Below are 22,673 nucleotides of genomic sequence, written 5' to 3'. Positions count from 1 at the left end.
GGCTCACTCCTCCGGTCCGGCCGTGACCGCCGTCAGGGTCGCGATGACCTCGGTGCTGTCCGAGTCCAGCCTGCGCGCCCACGACGACGACACTGCGGCGGCCTCCTCGGCCTTCGTGAGCTGGAAACCGGTGACCTTCCAGCCGGCGGCGAGCGCCTTTCCGGTGAGCACCTCTCCGACGTACGCGGGGGTGAGCTCCGGAAGCCCCTGGATGTCCCGGGGCACGGGCTCCCGCCAGATGCTGGTGCCGACCGTGGCCGTGAGCGGAGCATTCGGCTTCGCGACGGTACGCAGCCCGCTCCAGATGTCCTCGTCGCCGCGCACGAGACCGTGGAGCAATTTCCCCCACGGCATCAGGACCAGCAATTCGTCGGCGGCCCCCCGCAGTTCCTCCGGGGCGTTCTCGATCGACGCGTTCACGAGCAGCAGATTGGGTACGCCGCCCTTGGCGGGCTTGCGGCGGCTGCGAATGCTCGTCTGCGTCATCCGCTGCCAGGCCGGGTCCACGCCCACGACCAGCCAGTCCGGATTCTCCTTGGCGATGCGATAGGACGCCCGGGCGTCCCCCGTACCGACATCGACGACGACCCGGGAACTCTCCTCGACCAGCCGCTCGAATTCACCCTCGGCGGCCTTTTCGAGCTTCTTGCCCCGCACGATCTGCATCACGGCCAGTGCTTTCTTCTCTCGGCTCCCGGACGGCGGCGGCCGGCCCCGGCGGGCGTCCCGCCGCCCCCGGCATGATCCCCCAGCACGGGCCCCGGTGACCAACCGGCACCGGGCACAGGCACACGCAGAACCGCCCCCGATCCGTTCGCACGGTTCGGGGGCGGTTCTCGCTGGCGGTAGCGGAGGGATTTGAACCCTCGGTGAGTTTCCCCACACTCGCTTTCGAGGCGAGCTCCTTCGGCCGCTCGGACACGCTACCGAGAGAGAGCTTAGACCATGTTGGCCGTACGCCGAAATCCGTTGCGGGACGACGCCCCGCCCCCCGGCTCCGGCAGGTCAGCGGTCCCGGAAGAAGGCCGTCAGCGGGGCCGCGCACTCGGCCTCCAGGACCCCCGCGACCACCTCGGGGCGGTGGTTGAGGCGGCGGTCGCGCACGACGTCCCAGAGCGAGCCGGCGGCACCGGCCTTCTCGTCCCGGGCGCCGTAGACCACCCGGTCCACCCGCGCCTGCACCAGGGCGCCCGCGCACATCGTGCAGGGCTCCAGGGTGACCACCAGGGTGCAGCCGGACAGGCGCCACTCACCGAGTGCGGCGGCGGCCCGGCGCAGCGCCAGGACCTCGGCGTGCGCGGTCGGGTCGCCGGTCGCCTCGCGCTCGTTGTGCCCGGCGGCCAGCGGCGCCCCGTCCGGGCCGAGGACGACGGCGCCGACCGGTACGTCACCGGTCGCCGCCGCACGGCCGGCCTCGGCGAGGGCCCGGCGCATCACCGCCCGCCACGGGTCCCGTACGGGATCGGGCAGGTCCGGGCTGTGCGGGTGGAATGCTTCGGTCACCCGCGGACCCTAGCGGACGGTCTCCAGCACCTCGGCCGCCCCCAGGGCGTCCGCGATCTCCGCCAGGGCGTCCGTCCGCAGCATCAGCAGCTCGGCCTCGGGGAGCCCGAGGTCGGACAGGACCCCGGAGTCGCCGATCGGGCCGGCCGGGACGACGCCCGCGGAGGGCCCGTCGTCGTCATCGTCGTCGTTGGCGGTGGTCTCGGGCTCGCCGTCCTCCGTGCCGTCGAGGCCGACGAGCTCCTCCAGGGCGGCGATCGTGTCCTCGGCCCCTGGTTCGCGGCCGAGCAGTTCGTCGGTGAGCAGGATCTCCCCGTACGAGGAGCGGGCGGCGGCGGAGGCGTCCGAGACGTAGATCCGGGGGTCCTCCTCACCGTCCACCCGGACGACGCCGAACCAGGCGTCCTCCTGCTCGATGAATACGAGCACCGTGTCCTCGTCAACCGAGGCGTCACGGGCCAGATCCGTCAGGTCGGACAGGGTCTCCACATCGTCGAGCTCCGTGTCGCTCGCTTCCCACCCGTCTTCGGTGCGCGCGAGCAGTGCGGCGAAGTACACCGTGACTCTCCCACTGGTCTCGGGGCCAAGGGCCGGTCCGGGCGGGGAGCAGTCGGTGCTCCGGCTGCCCTGCGTCCCGCCCATTCGGCATCGTGACAGAAACCGGCGCTTCGCGAGAGCAGTTCGACGGTTGAGTCGGCCATCAGTTCTCTCCCCCGTCGTCACCAGCGGCTTTTCCGCAGGCCGGAGGGGCTACTAGCGGAACGTACGCATCCGCATGGCCTGGCGCATTCGGGCGGCTTTGACCCGCCGGGGCTGGACCCGGTCGCGCAGCGCCTTCGCCTCGTGGAGCTCGCGGAGGAACTGGGCCCGCCGCCGGCGGCGCTGTGCGTCGGTCTCAGGAGTGTCGGGGGAGTCCGGTGCGTCGGGGGTGTCCGGTGCGCTCCGAGGGTTCCGCGCGCGCCCCGGGTCCTCGGCGCGCTGTGCCCCGTCTGCCATCGGCTCTGCACCCCCAAGGCCGGCTGCGTCGCTGGGTCCGTATGCCACCACCTTCCCCCCGAACGTGTGGATGATGCCAGCGCACGGGTGCGGGAGGCGCGGCTACGCTGGGAGTCATGCGGATCCACGTCGTCGACCACCCGCTGGTCGCGCACAAACTCACCACCCTGCGCGACAAGCGCACCGACTCCCCGACCTTCCGGCGCCTCGCCGACGAGCTGGTGACCCTGCTCGCGTACGAGGCCACCCGCGATGTGCGCACCGAACAGGTCGACATCGAGACCCCGGTGACACCCACCACCGGCGTGAAGCTGTCGCACCCCCGCCCCCTGGTCGTCCCGATCCTGCGGGCCGGTCTCGGCATGCTCGACGGCATGGTCCGGCTGCTGCCGACCGCCGAGGTGGGCTTCCTGGGCATGATCCGCGACGAGGAGACGCTCAAGGCGTCCACGTACGCGAGCCGGATGCCCGACGACCTCTCGGGCCGCCAGGTCTATGTGCTCGACCCGATGCTGGCCACCGGCGGCACGCTCGTCGCGGCCATCCAGGAGCTGATCAGGCGCGGCGCCGACGACGTCACCGCCGTCGTCCTCCTCGCCGCCCCCGAGGGCGTCGAGGTCATGGAGCGCGAGCTCGCCGGGACGCCGGTCACCGTGGTCACCGCCTCGGTCGACGAGCGGCTCAACGAGAACGGCTACATCGTCCCGGGCCTCGGCGACGCGGGCGACCGCATGTACGGCACCGCCGACTAGGCACGTCTCACCGAACGCCCCGCTCGGCGCCTCCTCGGCAGTCAGCAGGAGGAGGGCGCCGGGGCGGGCTTCGTCAGGGCGGACAGCGCGGCCGCGGCCGCCTGCGGCTTGCTGAACGCCGTGAACTTCTTGCCGATGATCAGATCGACCTCGCCGTTCTTGCGGGCGTCGGTCTTCGTCGTGGCCCCGGGCAGCTGGGCGCCCAGCACCGGGAACGTGCTGTCGGCGGCGGCGGGGGCGCCGAGCAGGATGCCCGTGCCCGGCACCTTCTTGTCGTACGCGGCGGTGGCGTTCCCCACCTCGCCGATCTTGAACCCGCGCTTCTTCAGCTCGTCGGCGGCGGACTTGGCGAGACCGCCGCGCGTGGTCGCGTTGTACACGTTGACCGTGATCTTCGCGGGCTGCGGCAGCACCTTGGCGGGTTTCGACGCCTTCGGGGACGGGCAGGGCTCGGTCCGGTCGGCGGCGCTGGCCGTCTTGTCGCCGCCGGTGAAGACATCGATGAGCTGCAGCGTGCCCCATCCGGCCAGCCCGAGGGCGACCACGGAGGCGATGGTCGCGAGGACCACTTTGCTGCGGCGGCGGGGGCGTCGCATGCGGGGGTACTTGTCACCCGTGATGCGGTACTTTCCGCCCATGCCGGGGGGAGTGAGCATGCTCATGGGCGCAGCGTAGTGGGACCCGGTGATGATGCCTACTAAATGATCAACGGATCGCACCCGTCCGGGTGGGAAAACACCCGAACGAACCCCGTACGGGCTCCGAGGCGTCAGCCGAGTTCGAGCACGCGGGCGTGCAGCACCTGGCGCTGCTGGAGCGCGGCACGGACCGCGCGGTGCAGCCCGTCCTCCAGATAGAGGTCGCCCTGCCACTTCACGACGTGCGCGAAGAGGTCGCCGTAGAACGTGGAGTCCTCGGCGAGCAGGGTTTCGAGGTCCAGCTGGCCCTTGGTGGTGACGAGCTGGTCGAGGCGGACCGGGCGCGGCGCGACGTCCGCCCACTGCCGGGTGCTTTCCCGGCCGTGGTCGGGATAAGGCCGCCCATTTCCGATGCGCTTGAAGATCACACGGAAAGCCTACCGGTCAAGGGCCACCGGGCGCAGCCACGATTGCCACCATGCCGCTCACAAGAAGGCTCACTTGCCCTTCGCCGCGGCTTTCGCGGCCTTCGCCGCCTGCTTGGCCTCCTGCTTGTACGCGCGCACCTCGGCCAGTGACTCGGGGCCGGTGATGTCCGCGACGGAGCGGTGCGAGCCCTCCTCCCCGTACGGGCCCGCCGCCTCCCGCCAGCCCGGCGGCCGGACCCCGAACTGCTTGCCGAGGAGCGCGAGGAAGATCTGCGCCTTCTGCGTACCGAACCCGGGCAGGGCGTTGAGCCGCCGCCGCAGCTCCGCCCCGGTCGCGGCATCGCTCCATACGGCGGCCGCCTCACCGTCGTACTGCGCCACCAGGAACTGGCACAGCTGCTGCACCCGCTTCGCCATCGAGCCCGGATAGCGGTGCAGCGCGGGTTTGGCGGTGAACAGTCCGGTGAAGGCCTCCGGGTCGTACGAGGCGATCTCGTGGGCGTCCAGATCGTCCTTGCCCATGCGCTGCGCCAGGGCGTGCGGACCGGCGAAGGCCCACTCCATGGGCACCTGCTGGTCGAGCAGCATGCCCACCAGGGCGGCGAGCGGACTGCGTGCGAGAAGCTCGTCCGCCGCCGGCTCCTGGGCGATCCGGAGGGTGATGTCTCGGCCATCGTCGCTCTTGGTCATGGGCGGCATCATGGCGAGCGGCGGGGGCGACGGCCAGCACAACCACCGCCGACCGAGCGGTTTGCAGCCGTTTGCCGCTCGGCGGGGGCCGCTCAGGCCCCCGCGGGCGCCGGGACCGGAGCACTTGCCGGGTCCGGCGCCGGTGTGCGGCGGGTGCGGCGTTCCGCCTGCGCGAGGTGGGCGATCACGTGCGAGTGAAAGCGGTCCACGGCATTGTCGACGCTGCGGATGAATCCGGTCTCGGCGTTGCCCCGTGTGGCGCCCATGCTCTTGAAGAGGGAGAGCCGGAATCCGGTGATCCGGCTGCCGTCGCGGGGAAGGACGTCGCCCGGCTCCGGACGGAGGCGTTCCAGGGTGCCGCGCGGGCCGCTCTGCCCCTCGACCAGCGTTTCGACGTGCAGATCGGCGGGCGCCTCGGCGAGCTGCCGCATCAGGCGCTTGGCCGACGTCAGCGGGTAGGCCCCCTCGGGCACCGGGATCTCCACCGAGGTGCGCAGCTTCCCGGTCCGCAGGTCGGCGACGATCGTGATGGTGCCGGGCGAGCCGTCCACCCGCAGTTCGGCGGCGAGCCGGCCCTCCTCGCAGAGCCGGTCGGCGTGCGCCGCGCGCCGCGAGAGGGCGGTGGTGCCGCGCTGGGTGCGCTGGACGGGCAGGGCCTTCTGCCCCAGCTCGCCGCCGATCCGCAGGCACACCTGGCGGATGAGCCGTTCCCAGCTCTCCACGACCTCCACGGCACGCGGGTCGCCCTGACTGAGGGTCTCCTCGTCGATGCCGTTGCGGACGGGCACCCACGAGGGGCCCATGTTCTGGAAGCCGTGGCAGCCGGAGTTCTCGTGCTGGAGGTAGTGCAGCAGCTCCTGGAGGAGCCACGCATGGGCGGCGTTTCCCACGCCCTCGTGCCGGATGAGCATCTGGGCCTGGTGCGCCACCTCCGCCCACGACAGGTGCCACAGGGCCACCTTGTGCTTGCGCCGCCCGTCGGTCTTGACCTCGACCAGCGGGCTGCCCTCCAGCGCCACGTCGTTGGAGAGCGTGATCACCGCCTCGTAACCGCGCCGGGCGGCGATGTCCATGTAGTTCTGGACCTGCTCCGACTTCAGCTCGTTCCCGTTGGTCTTCGTCTCCACGAGCGCCGTCCACAGCTTCCCCGCCCGCTCGACCCGGATCACCCCGTCGGGACGCTTCGGGGTCTCGCCGTGCGGGAGGGAGACCTCGGTGAAGGTCTGCATGCGCCCCGCGGGGGCCCCGAAGGCGGCGGTCAGGCGGCGCCCGAACTCCGGCACCTGCGCCATCACGGACAGCAGCACGGAGGTCGCCCGGACCTCGCGCTCCTTGTCGCTCTTGAGGTTCGAGGCGGGGAAGAGCCGGGCGGCCCGCCAGGAGTCGTTCTCGGCGAGCGACTTCGTGGCGACGGCGGGCAGGGTCACCTTCTTCTTCGCCGTACGCGCACGGGGCCGCTTGGGCGCGGGCGCGGGGTCGGCCGGCTGCTCCTCGGCCGCCGCGGTTTGCGGGCCGGGCTGCGCGGGAACGGCGGGGAGCGGCTGCGCGGTTGCGGCGGACTCGACGGCGGGCGACGCGCCTTCCCCGTCATCCGGGCCCGCAATCCCGTCCGCGGCCTCGTTCTCGCCCTCGTCGTCCACGTCGATGCCGAAGTCGGTGGCGAGCCCGGCGAGCCCGGTCTCGTAACCCTGGCCGACGGCCCGGTACTTCCACTCCGTGCCGCGCCGGTACAGCTCGCCGAAGATGAAGGCGCTCTCCACGGACGCGTCGCCGATCGAGAACCCGAGCAGCACCTCGCCGGACCGGTCGGCCACGGTCATCCGCAGGTCGTCCAGGTCGCCGAAGCGGGAGCCGCCGTACCGGCTCGCGGCGACGACCAGGCGCTCGACGTCTTCGGGGACGGCGGTCAGGTCGAGGCTGATGCGGTCCTCGCTGCCGCCGTCCGTCGGCGTCTTGCCCAGCAGCTGCACGCTGCCGTCGGCCGCCGACGGGTTGTTGTAGTAGAAGAAGTCGGCGTCGCTGCGGACCTTGCCGTCCGCGCCGAGCAGGAGCACGGACACGTCCGCGTCCCCGTCCCCGGCGGTGCTGCTCCAGCTCAGGCTCGCGATGACCGTGCCGGCATCGTCGCTGAGGTCCGCCAGCCCGACGTTGGCACCCTTGGTCATCTCACGCATGCAGTCCCCCAGAAGCGCGGCCGGGCCGGGACGCGCCCGGCGACGGCAGCAGGTTGTTCCGTGACACAGCGCAACTCGCCGCACACGGGAGAACCGTATCCCCCGGATGGACTACACGTGAAGGAATCGTGAACTCCGTGTGCGGCCGCCGCCGAGCCGCCGGGACCGCACCGCCGATAAACCGGATCGCGTGAGGTCCGCTGATTGCTACCGTCGGTGCCACAACGCACCGACCCACCCGCCGGACCAGAAGGACCCCTCATGCATGATGCCCGCGCCCTGATCGACATGGGTGCCGAAGCGGTACGCCGGCTCGCTCGTCGCGGTTACACGCTGGACCTGCCCGCACTGGAGGACCTCCAGTCCCGGCGCAACCAGAACATCCGCACGGCCGACGAGCTGCGTGCGGAGTCCAAGCGGGTGGCGAGCGAGGTCCAGCAGACGGCACGTCAGGGCGGTGACATCACCAAGCTGAAGGAGCGGGCCCGCGAGCTGAAGGAAGAGATCCGGAACATCGACGCGGACCAGGAGCGGGTCCAGGAGCAGCTGGACGACCTCCTCCTCGGCATCCCCAACCTCCCGGCCGACGAGGCCCCGGACGGCGACAGCGACGCGGACGCGGTCGAGATCCGGCGCGTGGGCACGCCGCCGGTGTTCTCCTTCGAGCCGAAGGACCACGTCGACCTCGGCGAGGCGACGGGCATCCTCGACTTCGCCCGGGCGACCAAGCTCTCGGGTCCCCGTTTCGCGGTCACGCGCGGTGCGGGCGCGGCCCTGGAGCGCGCCCTGGCGACCCTCTTCCTCGACCTGCACACCCGCCGCCACGGCTACGTCGAGCACGCGGTCCCGTATCTGGTCACCCGTAAGACCATGACCGGCACCGGGCAGCTCCCGAAGTTCGAGGAGGACCTGTTCAAGACGGGGGTGGCCGACCGCGAGCTGTTCCTCATCCCGACGGCCGAGGTCCCGCTGACCAATCTGTACGCGGACGAGATCATCCCGCCCGCCGAGCTCCCCCTCGCCCTGACCGCCCAGACCCCGTGCTTCCGGTCCGAGGCGGGTTCGTACGGCCGCGATACCCGGGGCCTGATCCGCCAGCACCAGTTCTCCAAGGTGGAGATGGTCCGCATCGTCGACCCGGCGGACGCGGACGCGGAGCTGGAGCAGATGGTCGGCCACGCCGAGGCGTGCCTGAAGGAGCTCGGCCTCGCCTACCGCGTCGTCATGCTCGCCGCCGGTGACACGGGCTTCTCGGCGCAGCTCACGTACGACATCGAGGTCTGGATTCCGAGCCAGAACACGTACCGCGAGATCTCCTCGGTCTCCAACTTCGGTACGTTCCAGGCCCGTCGCGCCCACATCCGCACCCGCGACGAGAACGGCAAGCCCAAGCTGGTCGCCACGCTCAACGGCTCCGGCCTGCCCATCGGCCGCACCCTGGCCGCCCTCCTCGAACAGTGCCAGCAGGAGGACGGCTCCCTCGTCCTGCCCGAGGCCCTGACCCCGTACCTCGGCTTCCGCCGGATCGCGGCGGACGGGACGCCGGAGGCGTAAGGGGCTCAGACGGCCGCCGCGCGCGGCACGCCGTGGAACACCTCGCGCGCGTGCCACTCGCGGTGGGCCGGGGCGACCGGGGCGGCGGAGGGCTGCGGCCCGATGAGCGGGCGGCCGGCGAGCGCTATGACGTGTGCGCCGGCCGCCGCGCTGTGGCCGACGAAGCTCTGCGAGACGAGGATGCGGTCGTCGGCGCCGAGGCCGAGGACCCCCTTGTCGAACAGCTTGTGGTGCAGGGAGCAGAGGCAGAGCCCGTTCTCGACGACGTCCGGCCCGTCGAAGGCCCACCACCGCACGTGGGCGGCCTCGAGTCCGACGGGGACCGCGCCGATGCGCCCGTCGTACCCGCAGAACGCGCACCGGTACTCGTACGCCGTCAGCACCCACTCCCGCATCCGCGGATCCCGCCCCCGCCGCGCGGCCGGGCCCGCCTCGGCGATCTCGGCCGGCTGGAGCTCCAGCCCGACCGCCTCGCACAACTCCTCGTGCAGGGAGGGCGGGAAGTTGAGATCGAGCAGCACCCGCGCCATCCGCCCGAGCAACGACGGCTCCCGCCGCAACGCGTCCCGCAACTCCGGCACCAGCCGCCCGGTGGCCCCCGTCGCCCGCAGCTCCCGTACGCCGGTGCCGGGGCTCCCCGCCCCGCGGTCGGTGCGGACCTCCCACACCCCGTCGCTCACGAGGTGGTGGAACGGATACGCGGGCGTCGTCGGACGCCCCGGCCCGTACTCGTCGAGCAGCCGCTTGAGGTCCGCCTCCACGGAGCTGTAGCGCAGTTCCCCCGCGGCATCCTGCTGGAACCGCGCAAGCGCGTACAACACCAACAACGGCTTGTGCGGCGCCCGGACCCCACTCCGGGTCCACTGCCGCAGGGTCGCGGTACGTTCCAGCCAGTCCATCCGTCAGCCGGATCTCCTCGTGAGGGCCGAGCTCTTCGAAGCACCGCCGATCATGGCACACGGCTGTCCGGCTGCTCCCGGCGCCGGAACTCCCGGCAGTCGCACAAGTCCCCCGAAGCCCGCTGGCTGTTGCCGTAGCTGTCGTTGTTCCAGCTGTGGTGCCCGTACTCGTGGCGGCAACGGCCCCTGCCCTCGGAGTGCTTGGGCTGCTCGTGCCCGCACGAGGCGCACAGCGGATGGAGGACGACGGGCGGCACGATGGACCCGCTGCGCAGGATCAGCACCACGGCCACGACGGCGGCGACGACCACGACACCGCCCACGACCCCCACGACGTGCTCGGCCCCCATGCCTGCCCCCCGTTGTCGGCGCGGATCAGCCCGATCGACGGCTTCCACGCTACGTGCCGGAGGCCGCGGACCGGGTCAGGTTTTCCGTACGCCGTCCGGGATGTGAAACGACGGTTGTCCAGGGGGACTTGGGCAGTACGATCCATGTTCATGACAGCCAAGGCAGGCAGCGGTTACGTACCCGTCCTGCTGGTGATCCGTCGCCACGTCGACTGCTGTCGGCAGTCCAGCGCACTGTGTCGCTGACGTAACCGGCCCCGCCCTCAGCCCGGGCAGCCGTTCCCTCCTCGCGGCCCTTGCCGCCGCCCTCCTCGCCGACCGCTTGCGGTCCCTACCGCGCGGACGCCGTTCCGTGTCGGGCCCGCCCCCTGCCGATTTCCGGCGCGGGGAGGGGCAGTGGGCGGCCGAGAGCGCCGTTTCTCCGGCTCCGTACGCCGGCCTCTTCCCGGCCGGCCCGCGCGTCACTCGCCCGATTGGACATCGCCATGCCGCGTCTTCCCTTGTTCCCGCGCGCCGCCGTGATCGGTGCCGCAGCCCTGCTCGCGGTGGGGTCCGCGTTCCCGGCGCAGGCCGCCACCGCCTTCGAACCGCTCCCGCCGCACAACCCGTACGCCGGGCCCCAGGGCACCGCGACCATGCACGGCGACACCGGCTCGTCCGACGCCACTCCGCTGGCCGGCCCGGACGCGGGGCCGCTGACCTCCAAGCGCGTCGCCCTGCAGTCGGCCTGCCCGACCGTCCTGGTCGGCGCCGACGGATACCCGGTGGCGCTGTGCACGCCGATCCTCGGCCAAGTCCCCACCGTGCACCTGCTCGACCCCGCGACCGGCGACTCGCTGGCCCAGCTGAAGATCGCCAAGGGCTCGCTGCTCGGCGGGGTCTACGCGTACCTCGACCACCAGGACCGGCTGGTCGCGGTGGACGGCGACCGCACCCTGCTGCGCATCGCCCACCGCCGGACCGCCTCCGGCGGCTGGGAGCTGTACGTCGCCGGTTCGCTCCCGCTGACCTCCGCCGTACCGGAGGGGGACGCGGTCACCGGCATCTCGCCGGACTGGCGGGGCCGCGTCTGGTTCGCCACCGGCAGCGGCGTCGTGGGCACCGCCGACGACCGCACGGGTGCCGTCCACGCCCTGACGCTTCCCGCGGGGGAACGCGTCGACAACTCCATCTCGACGGCCCCCGCCGGCACGGCCGTCGCGACCACCCAGGCCACCTACCTGCTCACGGCCGGGGACGACGGCGTCCCCGTCGTGGCCTGGCGGCGACCGTACGACCGCGGGCCCGCGCGCAAGCCCGGCCAGCTCAGCTGGGGCACCGGCTCCACCCCGACGTTCTTCGGCCCCCGCACCGGCACCGACTACCTCACCGTCGTGGACAACGCCGCCCCCACCGAGAACCTGCTCGTCTACCGCACGGACACCGGTGCCCAGGTGTGCTCCGTCCCCGTCCTCCGGTCCGGCGGCAGCGGCAGCGAGAACTCCCCGGTCGGCACGGGCAACTCCGTCTTCGTCGCCGGCACCTACGGATACCCCTACCCCGCGCTCCCCGACGACGCGGGCCCGTCCACCCCGGCCTCCGCAGGCTTCGAGGGCGGCCTCAGCCGCGTCGACGTGCGCGCCGACGGCTCCGGCTGCGACCTGAAGTGGGACACCGAGGTCCGCTCGGCGGCGGTACCCCGGCTGTCCACCTCGGACGGCCTCCTCCACACCGTCGTCCGCACCCCCGCCCTCCCCTTCACGGACACCACCTCGATCCTCGACTCGTTCTTCTACGCCGAGATCGACCCCGCGACCGGCAAGACCGTCCGCACCCACTACCTCGGCACGAGCGCCCTCTACGACACCCTCCAGATGGTCGGCTCCATCGCCCCCGGCGGCGTGGTCTACCAGGGCACGATCACCGGGGTCCTGCGCATCAGCAACGGGTGACCGGACCGCCACCCGACCCCGAACACGTCGAAGGCCCCCGCAGCGAACTGCGGGGGCCTTCGACAACGTGCCCGGTGAGGCACTGGCGGAGGATACGAGATTCGAACTCGTGAGGGGTTGCCCCCAACACGCTTTCCAAGCGTGCGCCCTAGGCCACTAGGCGAATCCTCCGCCGCAAACAATACAAGACGTTGAGGAGTGCTCGCGAACCCGTTCCCCGGGGAGGGGCGGGGCGGTGGCCGAGGTGGACTTGTGGGGGTGGGGATCGGCTAAGGTGGGCGTCAGCCCCTCACGTGGCGCTATCTGACTGAACTCCCCCAGGGCCGGAAGGCAGCAAGGGTAGGTTGGCTCTGGCGGGTGCGTGGGGGGCCCTTGCGTTTCCGGGTGGTGCCGGTCACGGGCGGGGCCGGTTGTCAGTGCGCCCCGATAACCTCGTAGGTGTGTCGTCCCTTGCGCTGTACCGCCGCTACCGCCCCGAGTCGTTCGCCGAGGTCATCGGTCAGGAGCATGTCACTGACCCGCTCCAGCAGGCCCTGCGGAACAACCGGGTCAATCACGCGTACCTGTTCAGCGGCCCGCGAGGCTGCGGCAAGACGACGAGTGCGCGCATCCTGGCCCGCTGTCTGAACTGCGAGCAGGGGCCCACACCGACGCCGTGCGGGGAGTGCCAGTCCTGCCGTGACCTGGCGCGCAACGGGCCGGGGTCCATCGACGTGATCGAGATCGACGCCGCTTCGCACGGTGGTGTGGACGACGCCCGTGATCTGCGGGAGAAGGCGTTCTTCGGGCCGGCGTCCAGTCGTTACAAGATCTACATCATCGACGAGGCGCACATGGTGACGTCGGCGGGGTTCAACGCCCTGCTGAAGGTGGTGGAGGAGCCGCCGGAGCACCTGAAGTTCATCTTCGCGACCACGGAGCCCGAGAAGGTCATCGGGACCATTCGGTCGCGTACGCATCACTATCCGTTCCGCCTCGTGCCCCCCGGGACCCTGCGCGACTACCTCGCCGAGGTCTGCGGCCGGGAGAACAGCCACGTGGACGACGGCGTCCTGCCGCTCGTCGTGCGCGCCGGGGCCGGGTCCGTGCGTGACTCGATGTCCGTCATGGACCAGCTCCTCGCCGGTGCGGGCGACGAGGGTGTGACGTACGCCATGGCGACGGCGTTGCTCGGTTATACGGACGGCTCGCTGCTCGACTCGATCGTGGACGCTTTCGCGGCGGGCGACGGGGCCGCGGCCTTCGAGGTCGTGGACCGGGTCATCGAGGGCGGCAACGACCCGCGCCGGTTCGTCGCCGACCTGCTGGAGCGGCTGCGCGACCTGGTGATCCTGGCCGCCGTGCCGGACGCCGGCGAGAAGGGGCTGATCGACGCGCCCGCCGACGTCGTGGAGCGGATGCAGGCCCAGGCGTCCGTGTTCGGGGCCGCCGAGCTGAGCCGCGCCGCCGACCTGGTCAACGAGGGGCTCACGGAGATGCGCGGCGCCACCTCGCCCCGCCTCCAGGTCGAGCTGATCTGCGCCCGGGTCCTGCTGCCCGCGGCCTTCGACGACGAGCGCTCCCTGCAGGCCCGGCTGGACCGGCTGGAGCGGGGCGCCTCCTTCGCCACCACCGGCCCCGGCCCCGCCATGGGCTACGTGCCCGGCCCCGAGGCCCTTGCCCACGCACCGGTCCCGCCGCACCCCCAGCCGGACGCCGGGCCCGCCGCTGCCCGCGCCGCCGTCCGGGGAGACGCGCAGCCCCCGGCCCCGGCCGCGCCCCAGGCCCCGCCCCCCGCGCCCGTACAGGCGCCGCCGCCCGCGGAGGCGCCCGCCGCCGGGCAGCGGCCCGGTGCCTGGCCCGCCGCCGCGGCCGCCCCGGACCAGGGGCGCCGCCCCGGTGGCTGGCCCACCGCGGCCGCACCCGGCCGGACCCCGGCTCCCGCCGCGGCGCCGCAGCAGAACGCCCCCGCCGCGCCCCCCGGGCCGGCGGCGCCCGAGACCGCTCCGGGCATGGCGCAGGGTGCCGGCCAGGTGCGCAACATGTGGCCCGACATCCTGGAGGCGGTGAAGAACCGCCGACGTTTCACGTGGATCCTCCTCAGCCAGAACGCCCAGGTGACCGGGTTCGACGGCAGCACGCTGCAAATCGGCTTCCTCAACGCGGGCGCGCGGGACAACTTCACGAGCAGCGGCAGCGAGGACGTGCTGCGGCAGGCGCTGGCGGAGCAGTTCAACGCCCAGTGGAAGATCGAGGCGATCGTCGACCCGTCGGGCGGCGCCGGACAGCCCCCGCAGCCTCCGTCCGGCGGCGGCCAGCGCCCGTACAACCCGCCGCCCGCCGCGCCGCGCCCCGCCGCGCCCGCGCCGCAGCCGTACGAGCGGCCCGCCGCGCCCGCCCCGGCCCCGGCGCCCGCTCCGCGGCAGCAGGGCCCCGGCCCCGGCTCCCCGGCCGCGCCGCCGCCCGCCTCCTACGCGGCTCCCGAGGCGCCGAAGCCGGTCGCCCCCGAGGACGACATTCCGGAGGCCGACGACCCCGACCTGGTCGACTCCGCCCTCTCCGGACACGAGCTGATCGTCCGCGAGCTGGGTGCCACGGTGGTCGAGGAGTTCAACAACGAGTAGGCGGGCCGCCCCCTGTCCACGGACCGGCGGCCGTCAAGGGCGCCGCGCCCCGGCGGCTAGGCTGCACCCCGTGAAGGTCCTCGTCATCGGCGGCGGCGCCCGCGAACACGCCCTGTGCCGCTCTCTGTCCCTCGACCCCGACGTCACCGATCTGTACTGCGCGCCCGGCAACGCCGGCATCGCAGAGGTGGCCGAACTGCACCCCGTCGACGCCCTCGACGGCGCCGCCGTCGCGCGCCTCGCCGCAACGCTGGGCGTGGGGCTGGTGGTCGTCGGCCCGGAGGCGCCGCTCGTCGCCGGCGTCGCCGACTCGGTGCGCGCCGCGGGCATTCCGTGCTTCGGCCCGTCCGGTGCCGCCGCGCAGCTGGAGGGCTCGAAGGCGTTCGCCAAGGACGTCATGGCCGGGGCGGGCGTGCCCACCGCCCGCAGCTACGTGTGCACCACGCCCGCCGAGATCGACAGCGCCCTCGACGCGTTCGGCGCCCCGTACGTGGTCAAGGACGACGGTCTGGCCGCGGGCAAGGGCGTCGTCGTGACCGAGGACGTCGAGGTGGCCCGCGCCCACGCGCTGGCCTGCGACCGGGTGGTCATCGAGGAGTTCCTGGACGGCCCCGAGGTGAGCCTCTTCGCGATCACCGACGGCACCACCGTGCTGCCGCTCCAGCCCGCCCAGGACTTCAAGCGCGCCCTCGACGGCGACGAGGGCCCGAACACCGGCGGCATGGGCGCGTACTCCCCCCTGCCGTGGGCCGACCCCAAGCTGGTCGACGAGGTCATGGAGACGGTGCTCCAGCCGACCGTGGACGAGCTGCGCAGGCGCGGTACGCCCTTCTCCGGGCTGCTGTACGCGGGCCTCGCGATCACCTCGCGCGGGGTGCGGGTCATCGAGTTCAACGCCCGGTTCGGCGACCCGGAGACCCAGGTCGTCCTGGCGCGTCTGAGGACACCGCTCGCCGGTGTGCTGCTCGGAGCCGCCGAGGGCACCCTGGACCAGCTGCCGCCCCTGGCGTGGCGCGACGAGGCGGCCGTCACCGTGGTCATCGCCTCGCACAACTACCCGGACACCCCGCGCACGGGTGACCCGATCGAGGGGCTGGACGAGGTCGCGGCGCAGGACGCGCCGCACGCGTACGTGCTGCACGCCGGGACCAAGCGCGAGGGCGAGGCGATCGTGAGCGCGGGCGGTCGCGTGCTGTCCGTGACGGCGACGGCCGACGACCTCGCGGGCGCCCGCGAGCGCGCCTACGCGGCGGCGGCGCGGATCCGGCTCGACGGTTCCCAGCTCCGTACGGACATCGCGAAGAAGGCCGCGGAGGACGCGGCGGCCGGGGCCTGAGCCGGAGGCGCGGGCCCGTACCCCGCTGACCCCCTGTCCCTCAACACCTTTGACCAAAGCCATTCCATCGAGTGACGGCTGAGCCATCCGGATGACGCCCGCCGCACCCCCAACTAGGGTGCGGCGCAAGCGTTCCGGCACTTGGCCCACCGGCATTGCGATGTCGGTGGCGGGTGCCACAGTGGGGGAGTGAGCAACACCGCCGTGGGGGCAGAGGGGGTGAGGTCCAGCCGTGTCCGGTACCGGTACGGGTGAGGAGCCGGGTGCGCGTGCGGCGCGGGCCCGGGCGCTCGTCCTGCTGCGCATCCGCGGCAGGGCGGCGGCGGTCGCGCTGCTGCCCGCCGCGCTGGCCGTGGTGCTGTTCGCCGCGGGAGCGCGCGGGCTCGCGGACGGCGGCGGCTGGGACGCGGCGCGCTGGACCGTGGCCGCCTGCGCGGTCGTGGTCCTGCTGATCGCGGGAGCCGTCGCGCTCGCGGTCGTACGGGCGAAGCCGGCGGTCAGCCCGACCGTCCCGCTCAGCGAGGCGGCGGCGCCCGACCTCTACCGACTGGTCCGCGAGCTGGCGGAGCGCCTCGGCGTGCCCGCGCCCTCGGCCATAGCCCTCACGCCCGACTGCGACAGCTGGCTCGAGGACCGCTCCCGTCCGGCGGCCGGCGGCCCGGCCCGGCGGGCGGAGGCGGCCCCCGTGCTGGTCATCGGTTCCCCTTTCCTGTGGTGGATGCGGGTCGCCGAGCTGCGCGCCCTGCTCGCCCCGGTCGTGGCGGGCACCAGCGCGTCCGCCCAGCCCGACATAGCCGCCGCCCGGCGCTTCGTCCGGGGCCTGGACGGGGCGGTCGCCGATGCCGCGGTCCCCGCCCGGGGGCCGGTGCGCCGGGTCCTCCGGCTGCCGCGCCTCTTCGTGGGGCGGATCGCCCGGATACTGCTGCGCAGCTGTCGCGGTCATGCCGCGGAGATGGAACGGGGGGTCGCCGCCGCCGCTTCGTCGCGCGCCCGGGACGTGGACTACGGGCTGCGGATCGTCGCCCAGGAGCAGGTGGGCCTCGCCTACGCAGGCTGGGACCGGCTGCTGACCCGGGTCGCGCTGCCCGCCTGGCGGATGGGCCGCTGGCCCGTCCAGCTGGACGCGGGCGTCGTCGCCGCGCTCACCGAGCTCTCCCGGCGCGACCGGCTGGCCGAGGGGTACGCCTCCCGGCTCGGCGAGCGGCCCGCCTGCGACCTCCTGGAGGAGCCGGGGGCGGCCGACGAGGCGGCGTCCCTGCTGGCGGCCCGGCTCTTCCACGGCGGGCCCGCCGAGACCGGCCCGGACTGGTCCCCGGTTGACTGGCAGCAGTATCCGGACGAGGTGGTCGACCGGAAGTGGCGCTCGGAGGCGGCCCGGCTGCACCGGGTCCTGGACGCCATGGGTGTTCCGCCCGCCGCCGTCGTCGCGGGCGGGGTGCCCACGCTGGACCGCGTGGTCGAGCACCTGGAGGCGGGGGAGGCCGGTGGCGAGCAGCTGGCGGCCGGGATCAGCGCCGCAGTGGCCCGCGAGGAGGCGGAGGCGCAGGAGCGGGCGTTGGTGAAGGCGCAGGGCGACCCGCCCGCTTCCGGCCCCGCCGCCGAAGACCTTCTCGCCCTCTGGGGCCCCGACCCGCTGCCGCTCTTCCCGCTCCAGCCGCCCCGTACGGGCACCGAACTGCTCGCGGACCACGTCGCGGCCATGGTGTGCTGCGCCGCCGTGGACACAGCGGGCGCCGCGCCCGGCCTCGACTGGCTCGACGGGCCCACGCTGCTGGTCGACGGCGAGCGCCGCGCGGACCTCGGCAGCCCCGTCCTCAGCCTGATCGAGGACGGGGACGCCGGACCGCTGCGGTCCTGGCTCGCCTCGGTCGGCGTACGCACCGACAAGCCCGTCCGTCTCGTCTGAAACAGGCCCCCCGCCGACGCGGGAGGCGGCGGACGGGATGGCCGAGAACAACCGCATAACCGGAGCAGCAGCTTCCGTTAACGTCAATTCACGACGAACGGTGACGGAGTGCGTGCGTTATGTGATGTGCTGGGGAACGGCGCTGACTGACGGCGCACCACTGTTGATCCGGGGGCCTGAGGGAGGGGGAGCGTGATGGGGGCGGAACACATCCGTCGGTGGGAATCGGGTGCCCTGGCGCATGCCGTGACCGACCCTTTCGGCCAGGGGCCACTGCCCTGGCTGCGCGGCAGCGAGAACTACTTCGACGACACCGGCCAGGTCGTGCCCTGGTACGCGGATCCCACCCTGTCCGGCGGCGGCACGCGCACCGCCGACGATGTGCGTCGGCAGATCAAGGGCTTCACCTCCACGGGCGCCGCGGCCCCCGGTGAGGCGATCGACTTCCACATCACGGTGGACCCGCCGCAGCAGTTCTCCGTGGACGTCTACCGGATCGGCCACTACGGAGGCGACGGTGCCTCCAAGATCACCACGAGCCCTCGTCTCTCGGGCATCGTCCAGCCGGCCCCCCTCACCGCCGACCGCACGGTCTCCTGCCACCACTGGTGGCTGTCCTGGCGGCTGCAGATCCCCAGCTACTGGTCGATCGGGGCGTATGTCGCCGTGCTCACCACGCTCGACGGCTACCGCTCCCACATCCCGTTCACGATCCGCGACAACCACCCGGCGGACCTGCTGCTCGTCCTCCCGGACGTCACCTGGCAGGCGTACAACCTCTATCCCGAGGACGGCCGGACCGGCGCGAGCCTCTACCACGCCTGGGACGAGGAGGGCGGGCTGCTGGGGGAGGAGGACGCGGCGGTCACCGTCTCCTTCGACCGCCCCTACGCGGGCGCGGGCCTCCCGCTGCACGTCGGGCACGCGTACGACTTCATCCGCTGGGCGGAACGCTACGGCTACGACCTCGCCTACGCCGACACCCGCGACCTGCACGCGGGCCGGATCGACCCCACGCGCTACCGGGGCCTGGTCTTCCCGGGCCACGACGAGTACTGGTCGGTGCCGATGCGTCGTGCCGCCGAGCGCGCCCGCGAGCACGGCACCTCCCTGGTCTACCTCTCCGCCAACACCATGTACTGGCAGGTCAGCCTGGGGCCCTCGGCGTCCGGGGTGCCGGACCGGCTGCTCACCTGCCGCAAGCGACGAGGGCCCGGCAAGCCCGCGCTCTGGCGCGAGATCGACCGCCCGGAGCAGCAGTTGCTCGGCATCCAGTACGCGGGCCGGGTCCCCGAGCCCCACCCCCTGGTCGTGCGGAACGCGGAGCACTGGCTGTGGGACGCGACGGGTGCCGGGGAGGGCGACGAGATCGAGGGCCTGGTGGCGGGGGAGGCCGACCGCTACTTCCCGCGCACCACGCTGCCGGAGCACGACAACCGCATCCTGCTCGCCCACTCCCCGTACCAGGACAGCGAGGGCGTGATGCGGCACCAGGAGACCTCGTTGTACCGGGCCCCTTCCGGCGCGCTGGTCTTCGCCTCGGGCACCTTCGCCTGGTCCCCGGCCCTGGACCGCCCCGGCCATGTGGACCCCCGCATCCAGAAGGCCACCGCCAACCTCCTCGACCGGATCTGCAAGCGCGCCTGACCGGAGGCGGCCCGTCCCCGCCTGACCGGAGGGGGATCGCCCAGCGCTTCCCCGCCCACCCGGACGGCACCCCTCCGCGGCCGGGCGTTCCCGGATACGGGACAATCGGAACGGTTCTTGGAACAACGTACGCGGAGGCAGCGTGTCCGGATTCGTAGAAAAGCCCGAGCCGGTGCAGGTGCCGGGGCTGACCCACCTGCACACCGGCAAGGTGCGCGACCTGTACCGGAACGAGGCCGGTGACCTCGTCATGGTCGCCAGCGACCGGTTGTCCGCGTACGACTGGGTGCTGCCGACCGAGATCCCGGACAAGGGCCGCGTCCTGACCCGCCTCTCGATGTGGTGGTTCGACCAGCTCGCCGACCTCGTGCCGAACCACGTCCTGTCGACCGAGGTGCCCGCCGGGGCCCCCGCCGACTGGGAGGGCCGCACGATGATCTGCAAGTCGCTGCGGATGGTCCCGGTCGAGTGCGTCGCCCGCGGCTATCTGGCGGGCTCCGGCCTGGTCGAGTACAACGCCTCGCGCACCGTCTGCGGCATCGGGCTCCCCGACGGCCTGGTCGACGGCTCCGAGCTGCCGGGCGCGATCTTCACCCCCGCCACCAAGGCCGCCGTCGGTGACCACGACGAGAACGTGAGCTACGAGGAGGTGGCCCGCCAGGTCGGTACGGAGACCGCCCTCGCGCTGCGCCGGACCACCCTGGACGTCTACGGCCGGGCCCGCGACATCGCCCGCGAGCGCGGGATCATCCTCGCGGACACGAAGTTCGAGTTCGGCTACGCGCCCACCGCCGACGGCGGCGAGGAACTGATCATCGCCGACGAGGTCCTGACCCCGGACTCCTCCCGCTTCTGGCCTGCCGCCTCCTGGGAGCCGGGCCACGCCCAGCCGTCGTACGACAAGCAGTTCGTGCGCGACTGGCTGACCTCCGCCGCCTCCGGCTGGGACCGCAAGAGCGAGCAGCCTCCGCCGCCGCTGCCCCAGGAGATCGTGGACGCGACCCGCGCCAAGTACATCGAGGCGTACGAACTCCTCACCGGCACGCCCTGGCAGTAGCGCCACACGAAGAAGCCCCCGGCCGAAAGGCCGGGGGCTTCTTCTCATCGGAGCGGACGACCAGGTTCGAACTGGCGACCTCAACCTTGGCAAGGTTGCGCTCTACCAACTGAGCTACGTCCGCAAGCGCCGAAGCGCGAGACCTACTATACCCAACCCCGCTCGCGTGCGAGACGCACTGCCGCGTGACGGTTCTCCACACCCAGCTTCGAGGCGGCCGCCGAGAGGTAGTTCCGTACGGTGCCCTGCGAGAGCGAGGCCCGCTCGGCGATCTCCGCGACGGGCGCCCCGTCGACCGCGAGCTCCAGCACCTCGGTCTCGCGCACGGTCAGCGGCGAGTCCCCGGCGGCGATGGCGTCGGCCGCCAACTCCGGGTCCACGTAACGGTTTCCCGCCTGCACGGTACGGATGATGCCGGCCAGTTGGCGGGCGCTCACGGTCTTGGGCACGAAGCCCCGCACGCCCGCCGCGAGGGCCCGCTTGAGGTGGCCGGGCCGCCCGTGGCTGGTCACGATCATGGTCCGGCAGTCCGGAAGTTCGGCGCGCAGCGTTGTGGCGACGCTCACACCGTCGGCCCCGGGCATCTCCAGGTCGAGCACCGCGACATCCGGGCGGTGGGCCCGAGCCATGGCGAGCGCCTCCGGTCCCGTCGCCGCCTCCGCGACCACCGCCAGGTCCTCCTCCAGAGCGAGGAGGGCGGCGAGCGCGCCCCGGATCAGATGCTCGTCATCGGCGAGCAGCACCCGTACCGCGGCCATCGTCATCCCTCCAGGGGGCCGGGGCCCGGCCCCACCATCACACCCGGGGCCACCTTGGCCCCGGGACGCACACCGCCGGATGCACGGCGGGCGCCAGGCGTCCGGCGGCCGGAGTCCTCGTGCGCACGGGATTCCTCGGCCGCACCGGGCGTGCCCCCGTTCCCGGCCTCCTCGCCCGCCCCCTCTCCGGCCTCCGGCGGGATCGCCGCCAGCGGGATCGTCGCCGTCAGCCGGAACAGACCGCCTTTCGCCGGACCCGCCCTCAGCGAGCCGTCCAGCACGGCGAGCCGTTCACGGAGGCCGGCCAGCCCGGAGCCCGGCCCGTTGGACGCGGGCGAGGGAGCCGTCCCGGCGGGCGGCGCGCCGTCGTTCTCCACCTGGAGCACCACGGCGTCGGTGCCGGCCCCCACCCGGATCACGCAGCGGCGCGGATCGCCGTGGCGCAGCACGTTGGTGGCCGCCTCCCGGACGACCCAGCCGAGCGCCGACTGCACGGGAGCGGGCAGGTGCTCGCCGCTGTCGCCGGTCACCGTGCACTCGATGCCGGCCGCCCCCAGCACGCCCTGGGCGCCCGCCAGTTCGGCGCTCAGATTCGCCTCGCGGTAGCCGCGCACCACATCGCGTACTTCCTGTTGTGAGGCGCGCGCTATCCGCTGCACCTCGACCATCTGGTCCACTGCCTCCGGCCTGCCGCGCTGGGCGAGTTCCACCGCAAGCTCGCTCTTGAGCGCGATCACCGCGAGGTTGCGGCCCAGCACGTCATGCATGTCCCGCCCGAACCGCAGCCGTTCCTCCGCCACGGCGAGCCTGGCCTGTATGCCCCGGGCCTGCTCGGCCTGCCACATCACGCTCATGCTCCAGGCGCTGGGCCGGACCGAGATCAGGACCAGCACACAGCCGAAGAGGCTGCACGGCACCACTCCCGCCAGGGTGCCGCCCTTGACGCCGGCCACCGCGAGGGCGCCGGTGATCAGGGCGGTGAGGCCGAGGGACTCGACCAGGAAGCGGCGCACCGGCACCAGGAGCACCCGAGTGATCACGAGGGCCATCGGCGCGTTCAACGTCATGAGCAGCAGCCCCGAGCCCCTGACGCCGTCCACCCCGGCCAGGACCGCCAGGAGCCCGACGGCCACGGCCAGAAGCGCCACGGGGGCCAGCAGACGCCGTCCGGGGAAGACGGAGACGCCCAAGTAGTGCTCGTACGACGCGGTGAGGTTGCGGTTGCTCAGCAGGCACTGGGCGAGGCTCACCAGGAGCAGCGCCAGGCCAAGGGCCAGAGGAAGCGGTTCATGGCGGATGTCCTGGTGGAAGGGCGCCCCCTGCCAGGCCAGTGCGAAGAACCAGGGGATGCAGGAGATGGTGAACCGCGAATACAGATCTATCCGCTCCATCTTGCTGCGTTCCTGCCAGCTGCGGCGCCATCCCCGTACGCGCATCGCGGCCCAACCTCC

20 protein-coding genes, 3 tRNA genes and 1 other RNA gene are annotated in these 22,673 nt (G+C 72.9%); 9 read left to right on the top strand and 15 right to left on the bottom strand.

Annotation, left to right across the window (positions count from 1 at the left end; translation table 11 throughout):
- Positions 1-3: 3 nt before the first annotated feature.
- The 5 genes from AB0L33_RS00355 to AB0L33_RS00335 form a co-directional block, all read right to left on the bottom strand.
- Entirely contained in the window at positions 4-666 is a 663-nt protein-coding gene (locus AB0L33_RS00355; protein WP_365677370.1) for a class I SAM-dependent methyltransferase, read from the bottom strand.
- A gap of 174 nt (positions 667-840) precedes the next feature.
- Positions 841-928 (bottom strand) — tRNA-Ser (locus AB0L33_RS00350).
- 77 nt (positions 929-1,005) lie between these two features.
- The gene (gene tadA / locus AB0L33_RS00345; RefSeq protein ID WP_365676856.1) at positions 1,006-1,503 is read right to left on the bottom strand and encodes a tRNA adenosine(34) deaminase TadA; all 498 of its coding nucleotides are present in this window, start codon (positions 1,501-1,503) and stop codon (positions 1,006-1,008) included.
- Positions 1,504-1,512: 9 nt separating this feature from the next.
- Positions 1,513-2,061, bottom strand: coding sequence for a hypothetical protein (locus AB0L33_RS00340; protein ID WP_143617406.1), 549 nt, complete (start codon positions 2,059-2,061; stop codon positions 1,513-1,515).
- A 195-nt stretch (positions 2,062-2,256) separates the two neighbouring features.
- Complete coding sequence (locus AB0L33_RS00335) at positions 2,257-2,499, bottom strand: hypothetical protein (protein WP_365676855.1); 243 nt, start codon at positions 2,497-2,499, stop codon at positions 2,257-2,259.
- Between the two features lie 116 nt (positions 2,500-2,615).
- On the opposite strand from AB0L33_RS00335, the gene upp reads away from it, so the two are divergent.
- The gene (gene upp / locus AB0L33_RS00330) at positions 2,616-3,251 is read left to right on the top strand and encodes a uracil phosphoribosyltransferase (protein ID WP_073966752.1); all 636 of its coding nucleotides are present in this window, start codon (positions 2,616-2,618) and stop codon (positions 3,249-3,251) included.
- A gap of 41 nt (positions 3,252-3,292) precedes the next feature.
- On the opposite strand, the gene AB0L33_RS00325 is transcribed toward upp, so the two are convergent.
- The 4 genes from AB0L33_RS00325 to AB0L33_RS00310 all read right to left on the bottom strand — a co-directional run bounded on the left by AB0L33_RS00325 (position 3,293) and on the right by AB0L33_RS00310 (position 7,181).
- Positions 3,293-3,889, bottom strand: a complete 597-nt coding sequence (locus AB0L33_RS00325) for a LytR C-terminal domain-containing protein (RefSeq protein ID WP_365677369.1) — start codon at positions 3,887-3,889, stop codon at positions 3,293-3,295.
- A gap of 131 nt (positions 3,890-4,020) precedes the next feature.
- Entirely contained in the window at positions 4,021-4,317 is a 297-nt protein-coding gene (locus AB0L33_RS00320; protein ID WP_003955420.1) for a type II toxin-antitoxin system VapB family antitoxin, read from the bottom strand.
- 69 nt (positions 4,318-4,386) lie between these two features.
- A complete protein-coding gene (locus tag AB0L33_RS00315) occupies positions 4,387-5,007 on the bottom strand; it encodes an HhH-GPD-type base excision DNA repair protein (RefSeq protein WP_365676854.1) in 621 nt (206 codons plus the stop codon).
- 92 nt (positions 5,008-5,099) lie between these two features.
- The gene (locus tag AB0L33_RS00310; RefSeq protein WP_365676853.1) at positions 5,100-7,181 is read right to left on the bottom strand and encodes a TerD family protein; all 2,082 of its coding nucleotides are present in this window, start codon (positions 7,179-7,181) and stop codon (positions 5,100-5,102) included.
- 261 nt (positions 7,182-7,442) lie between these two features.
- Here AB0L33_RS00310 and serS point away from each other — a divergent pair, with 261 nt between their 5' ends.
- On the top strand, positions 7,443-8,735 hold the full coding sequence (gene serS / locus AB0L33_RS00305) for a serine--tRNA ligase (RefSeq protein ID WP_365676852.1): 1,293 nt from the start codon (positions 7,443-7,445) through the stop codon (positions 8,733-8,735).
- A 5-nt stretch (positions 8,736-8,740) separates the two neighbouring features.
- On the opposite strand, the gene AB0L33_RS00300 is transcribed toward serS, so the two are convergent.
- Together AB0L33_RS00300 and AB0L33_RS00295 are read right to left on the bottom strand one after the other, a co-directional pair.
- A complete protein-coding gene (locus tag AB0L33_RS00300) occupies positions 8,741-9,634 on the bottom strand; it encodes a phosphorothioated DNA-binding restriction endonuclease (RefSeq protein ID WP_365676851.1) in 894 nt (297 codons plus the stop codon).
- Between the two features lie 50 nt (positions 9,635-9,684).
- Positions 9,685-9,984, bottom strand: a complete 300-nt coding sequence (locus tag AB0L33_RS00295; RefSeq protein WP_365676850.1) for a hypothetical protein — start codon at positions 9,982-9,984, stop codon at positions 9,685-9,687.
- 485 nt (positions 9,985-10,469) lie between these two features.
- Here AB0L33_RS00295 and AB0L33_RS00290 point away from each other — a divergent pair, with 485 nt between their 5' ends.
- Positions 10,470-11,915: a hypothetical protein gene (locus AB0L33_RS00290; protein ID WP_365676849.1), complete on the top strand. Its 1,446-nt coding sequence runs from the start codon at positions 10,470-10,472 to the stop codon at positions 11,913-11,915.
- An 83-nt stretch (positions 11,916-11,998) separates the two neighbouring features.
- Here AB0L33_RS00290 and AB0L33_RS00285 read toward each other — a convergent pair.
- Positions 11,999-12,086 (bottom strand) — tRNA-Ser (locus tag AB0L33_RS00285).
- A gap of 109 nt (positions 12,087-12,195) precedes the next feature.
- Here AB0L33_RS00285 and ffs point away from each other — a divergent pair.
- The 6 genes from ffs (at position 12,196) to AB0L33_RS00255 (ending at position 20,464) form a co-directional block, all read left to right on the top strand.
- Positions 12,196-12,292: signal recognition particle sRNA small type (gene ffs / locus AB0L33_RS00280), an RNA gene on the top strand.
- Between the two features lie 63 nt (positions 12,293-12,355).
- The gene (locus AB0L33_RS00275) at positions 12,356-14,518 is read left to right on the top strand and encodes a DNA polymerase III subunit gamma and tau (protein ID WP_365676848.1); all 2,163 of its coding nucleotides are present in this window, start codon (positions 12,356-12,358) and stop codon (positions 14,516-14,518) included.
- 70 nt (positions 14,519-14,588) lie between these two features.
- Positions 14,589-15,854 carry a phosphoribosylamine--glycine ligase gene (gene purD, locus AB0L33_RS00270; protein WP_365676847.1) on the top strand — a complete coding sequence of 422 codons (1,266 nt, stop codon included), beginning with the start codon at positions 14,589-14,591 and terminating at the stop codon, positions 15,852-15,854.
- Positions 15,855-16,086: 232 nt separating this feature from the next.
- Positions 16,087-17,760 carry a hypothetical protein gene (locus AB0L33_RS00265; RefSeq protein WP_365676846.1) on the top strand — a complete coding sequence of 558 codons (1,674 nt, stop codon included), beginning with the start codon at positions 16,087-16,089 and terminating at the stop codon, positions 17,758-17,760.
- 195 nt (positions 17,761-17,955) lie between these two features.
- Entirely contained in the window at positions 17,956-19,407 is a 1,452-nt protein-coding gene (locus tag AB0L33_RS00260; RefSeq protein WP_365676845.1) for a N,N-dimethylformamidase beta subunit family domain-containing protein, read from the top strand.
- A gap of 142 nt (positions 19,408-19,549) precedes the next feature.
- Positions 19,550-20,464 (top strand): phosphoribosylaminoimidazolesuccinocarboxamide synthase, encoded by a 915-nt coding sequence (locus tag AB0L33_RS00255; RefSeq protein WP_365676844.1) that lies wholly within the window; start codon positions 19,550-19,552, stop codon positions 20,462-20,464.
- Between the two features lie 51 nt (positions 20,465-20,515).
- Here AB0L33_RS00255 and AB0L33_RS00250 read toward each other — a convergent pair.
- From AB0L33_RS00250 to AB0L33_RS00240, 3 genes are all read right to left on the bottom strand, one after another.
- Positions 20,516-20,588, bottom strand: a tRNA-Gly gene (locus AB0L33_RS00250).
- Between the two features lie 22 nt (positions 20,589-20,610).
- Entirely contained in the window at positions 20,611-21,228 is a 618-nt protein-coding gene (locus AB0L33_RS00245) for a response regulator transcription factor (protein WP_365676843.1), read from the bottom strand.
- Entirely contained in the window at positions 21,225-22,658 is a 1,434-nt protein-coding gene (locus AB0L33_RS00240) for a histidine kinase (protein ID WP_365676842.1), read from the bottom strand. The genes AB0L33_RS00245 and AB0L33_RS00240 overlap by 4 nt, the downstream gene beginning before the upstream one ends.
- Positions 22,659-22,673 lie beyond the last annotated feature (15 nt).

The sequence above is a fragment of the Streptomyces sp. NPDC052299 genome, assembly GCF_040679335.1.
Taxonomy (GTDB): domain Bacteria; phylum Actinomycetota; class Actinomycetes; order Streptomycetales; family Streptomycetaceae; genus Streptomyces.
This window is presented reverse-complemented; position numbering and strand designations above follow the sequence as displayed.

What these genes read in the sequence shown, in the direction of transcription:
- AB0L33_RS00240 (WP_365676842.1), bottom strand. Translation starts at nt 22,658, where the DNA reads ATGCGCGTACGGGGATGGCGCCGCAGCTGGCAGGAACGCAGCAAGATG.
- AB0L33_RS00335 (WP_365676855.1), bottom strand. Translation starts at nt 2,499, where the DNA reads ATGGCAGACGGGGCACAGCGCGCCGAGGACCCGGGGCGCGCGCGGAAC.
- AB0L33_RS00355 (WP_365677370.1), bottom strand. Translation starts at nt 666, where the DNA reads ATGCAGATCGTGCGGGGCAAGAAGCTCGAAAAGGCCGCCGAGGGTGAA.
- AB0L33_RS00245 (WP_365676843.1), bottom strand. Translation starts at nt 21,228, where the DNA reads ATGACGATGGCCGCGGTACGGGTGCTGCTCGCCGATGACGAGCATCTG.
- AB0L33_RS00295 (WP_365676850.1), bottom strand. Translation starts at nt 9,984, where the DNA reads ATGGGGGCCGAGCACGTCGTGGGGGTCGTGGGCGGTGTCGTGGTCGTC.
- AB0L33_RS00315 (WP_365676854.1), bottom strand. Translation starts at nt 5,007, where the DNA reads ATGACCAAGAGCGACGATGGCCGAGACATCACCCTCCGGATCGCCCAG.
- AB0L33_RS00290 (WP_365676849.1), top strand. Translation starts at nt 10,470, where the DNA reads ATGCCGCGTCTTCCCTTGTTCCCGCGCGCCGCCGTGATCGGTGCCGCA.
- AB0L33_RS00300 (WP_365676851.1), bottom strand. Translation starts at nt 9,634, where the DNA reads ATGGACTGGCTGGAACGTACCGCGACCCTGCGGCAGTGGACCCGGAGT.
- upp (WP_073966752.1), top strand. Translation starts at nt 2,616, where the DNA reads ATGCGGATCCACGTCGTCGACCACCCGCTGGTCGCGCACAAACTCACC.
- AB0L33_RS00310 (WP_365676853.1), bottom strand. Translation starts at nt 7,181, where the DNA reads ATGCGTGAGATGACCAAGGGTGCCAACGTCGGGCTGGCGGACCTCAGC.
- AB0L33_RS00260 (WP_365676845.1), top strand. Translation starts at nt 17,956, where the DNA reads ATGGGGGCGGAACACATCCGTCGGTGGGAATCGGGTGCCCTGGCGCAT.
- AB0L33_RS00325 (WP_365677369.1), bottom strand. Translation starts at nt 3,889, where the DNA reads ATGGGCGGAAAGTACCGCATCACGGGTGACAAGTACCCCCGCATGCGA.
- serS (WP_365676852.1), top strand. Translation starts at nt 7,443, where the DNA reads ATGCATGATGCCCGCGCCCTGATCGACATGGGTGCCGAAGCGGTACGC.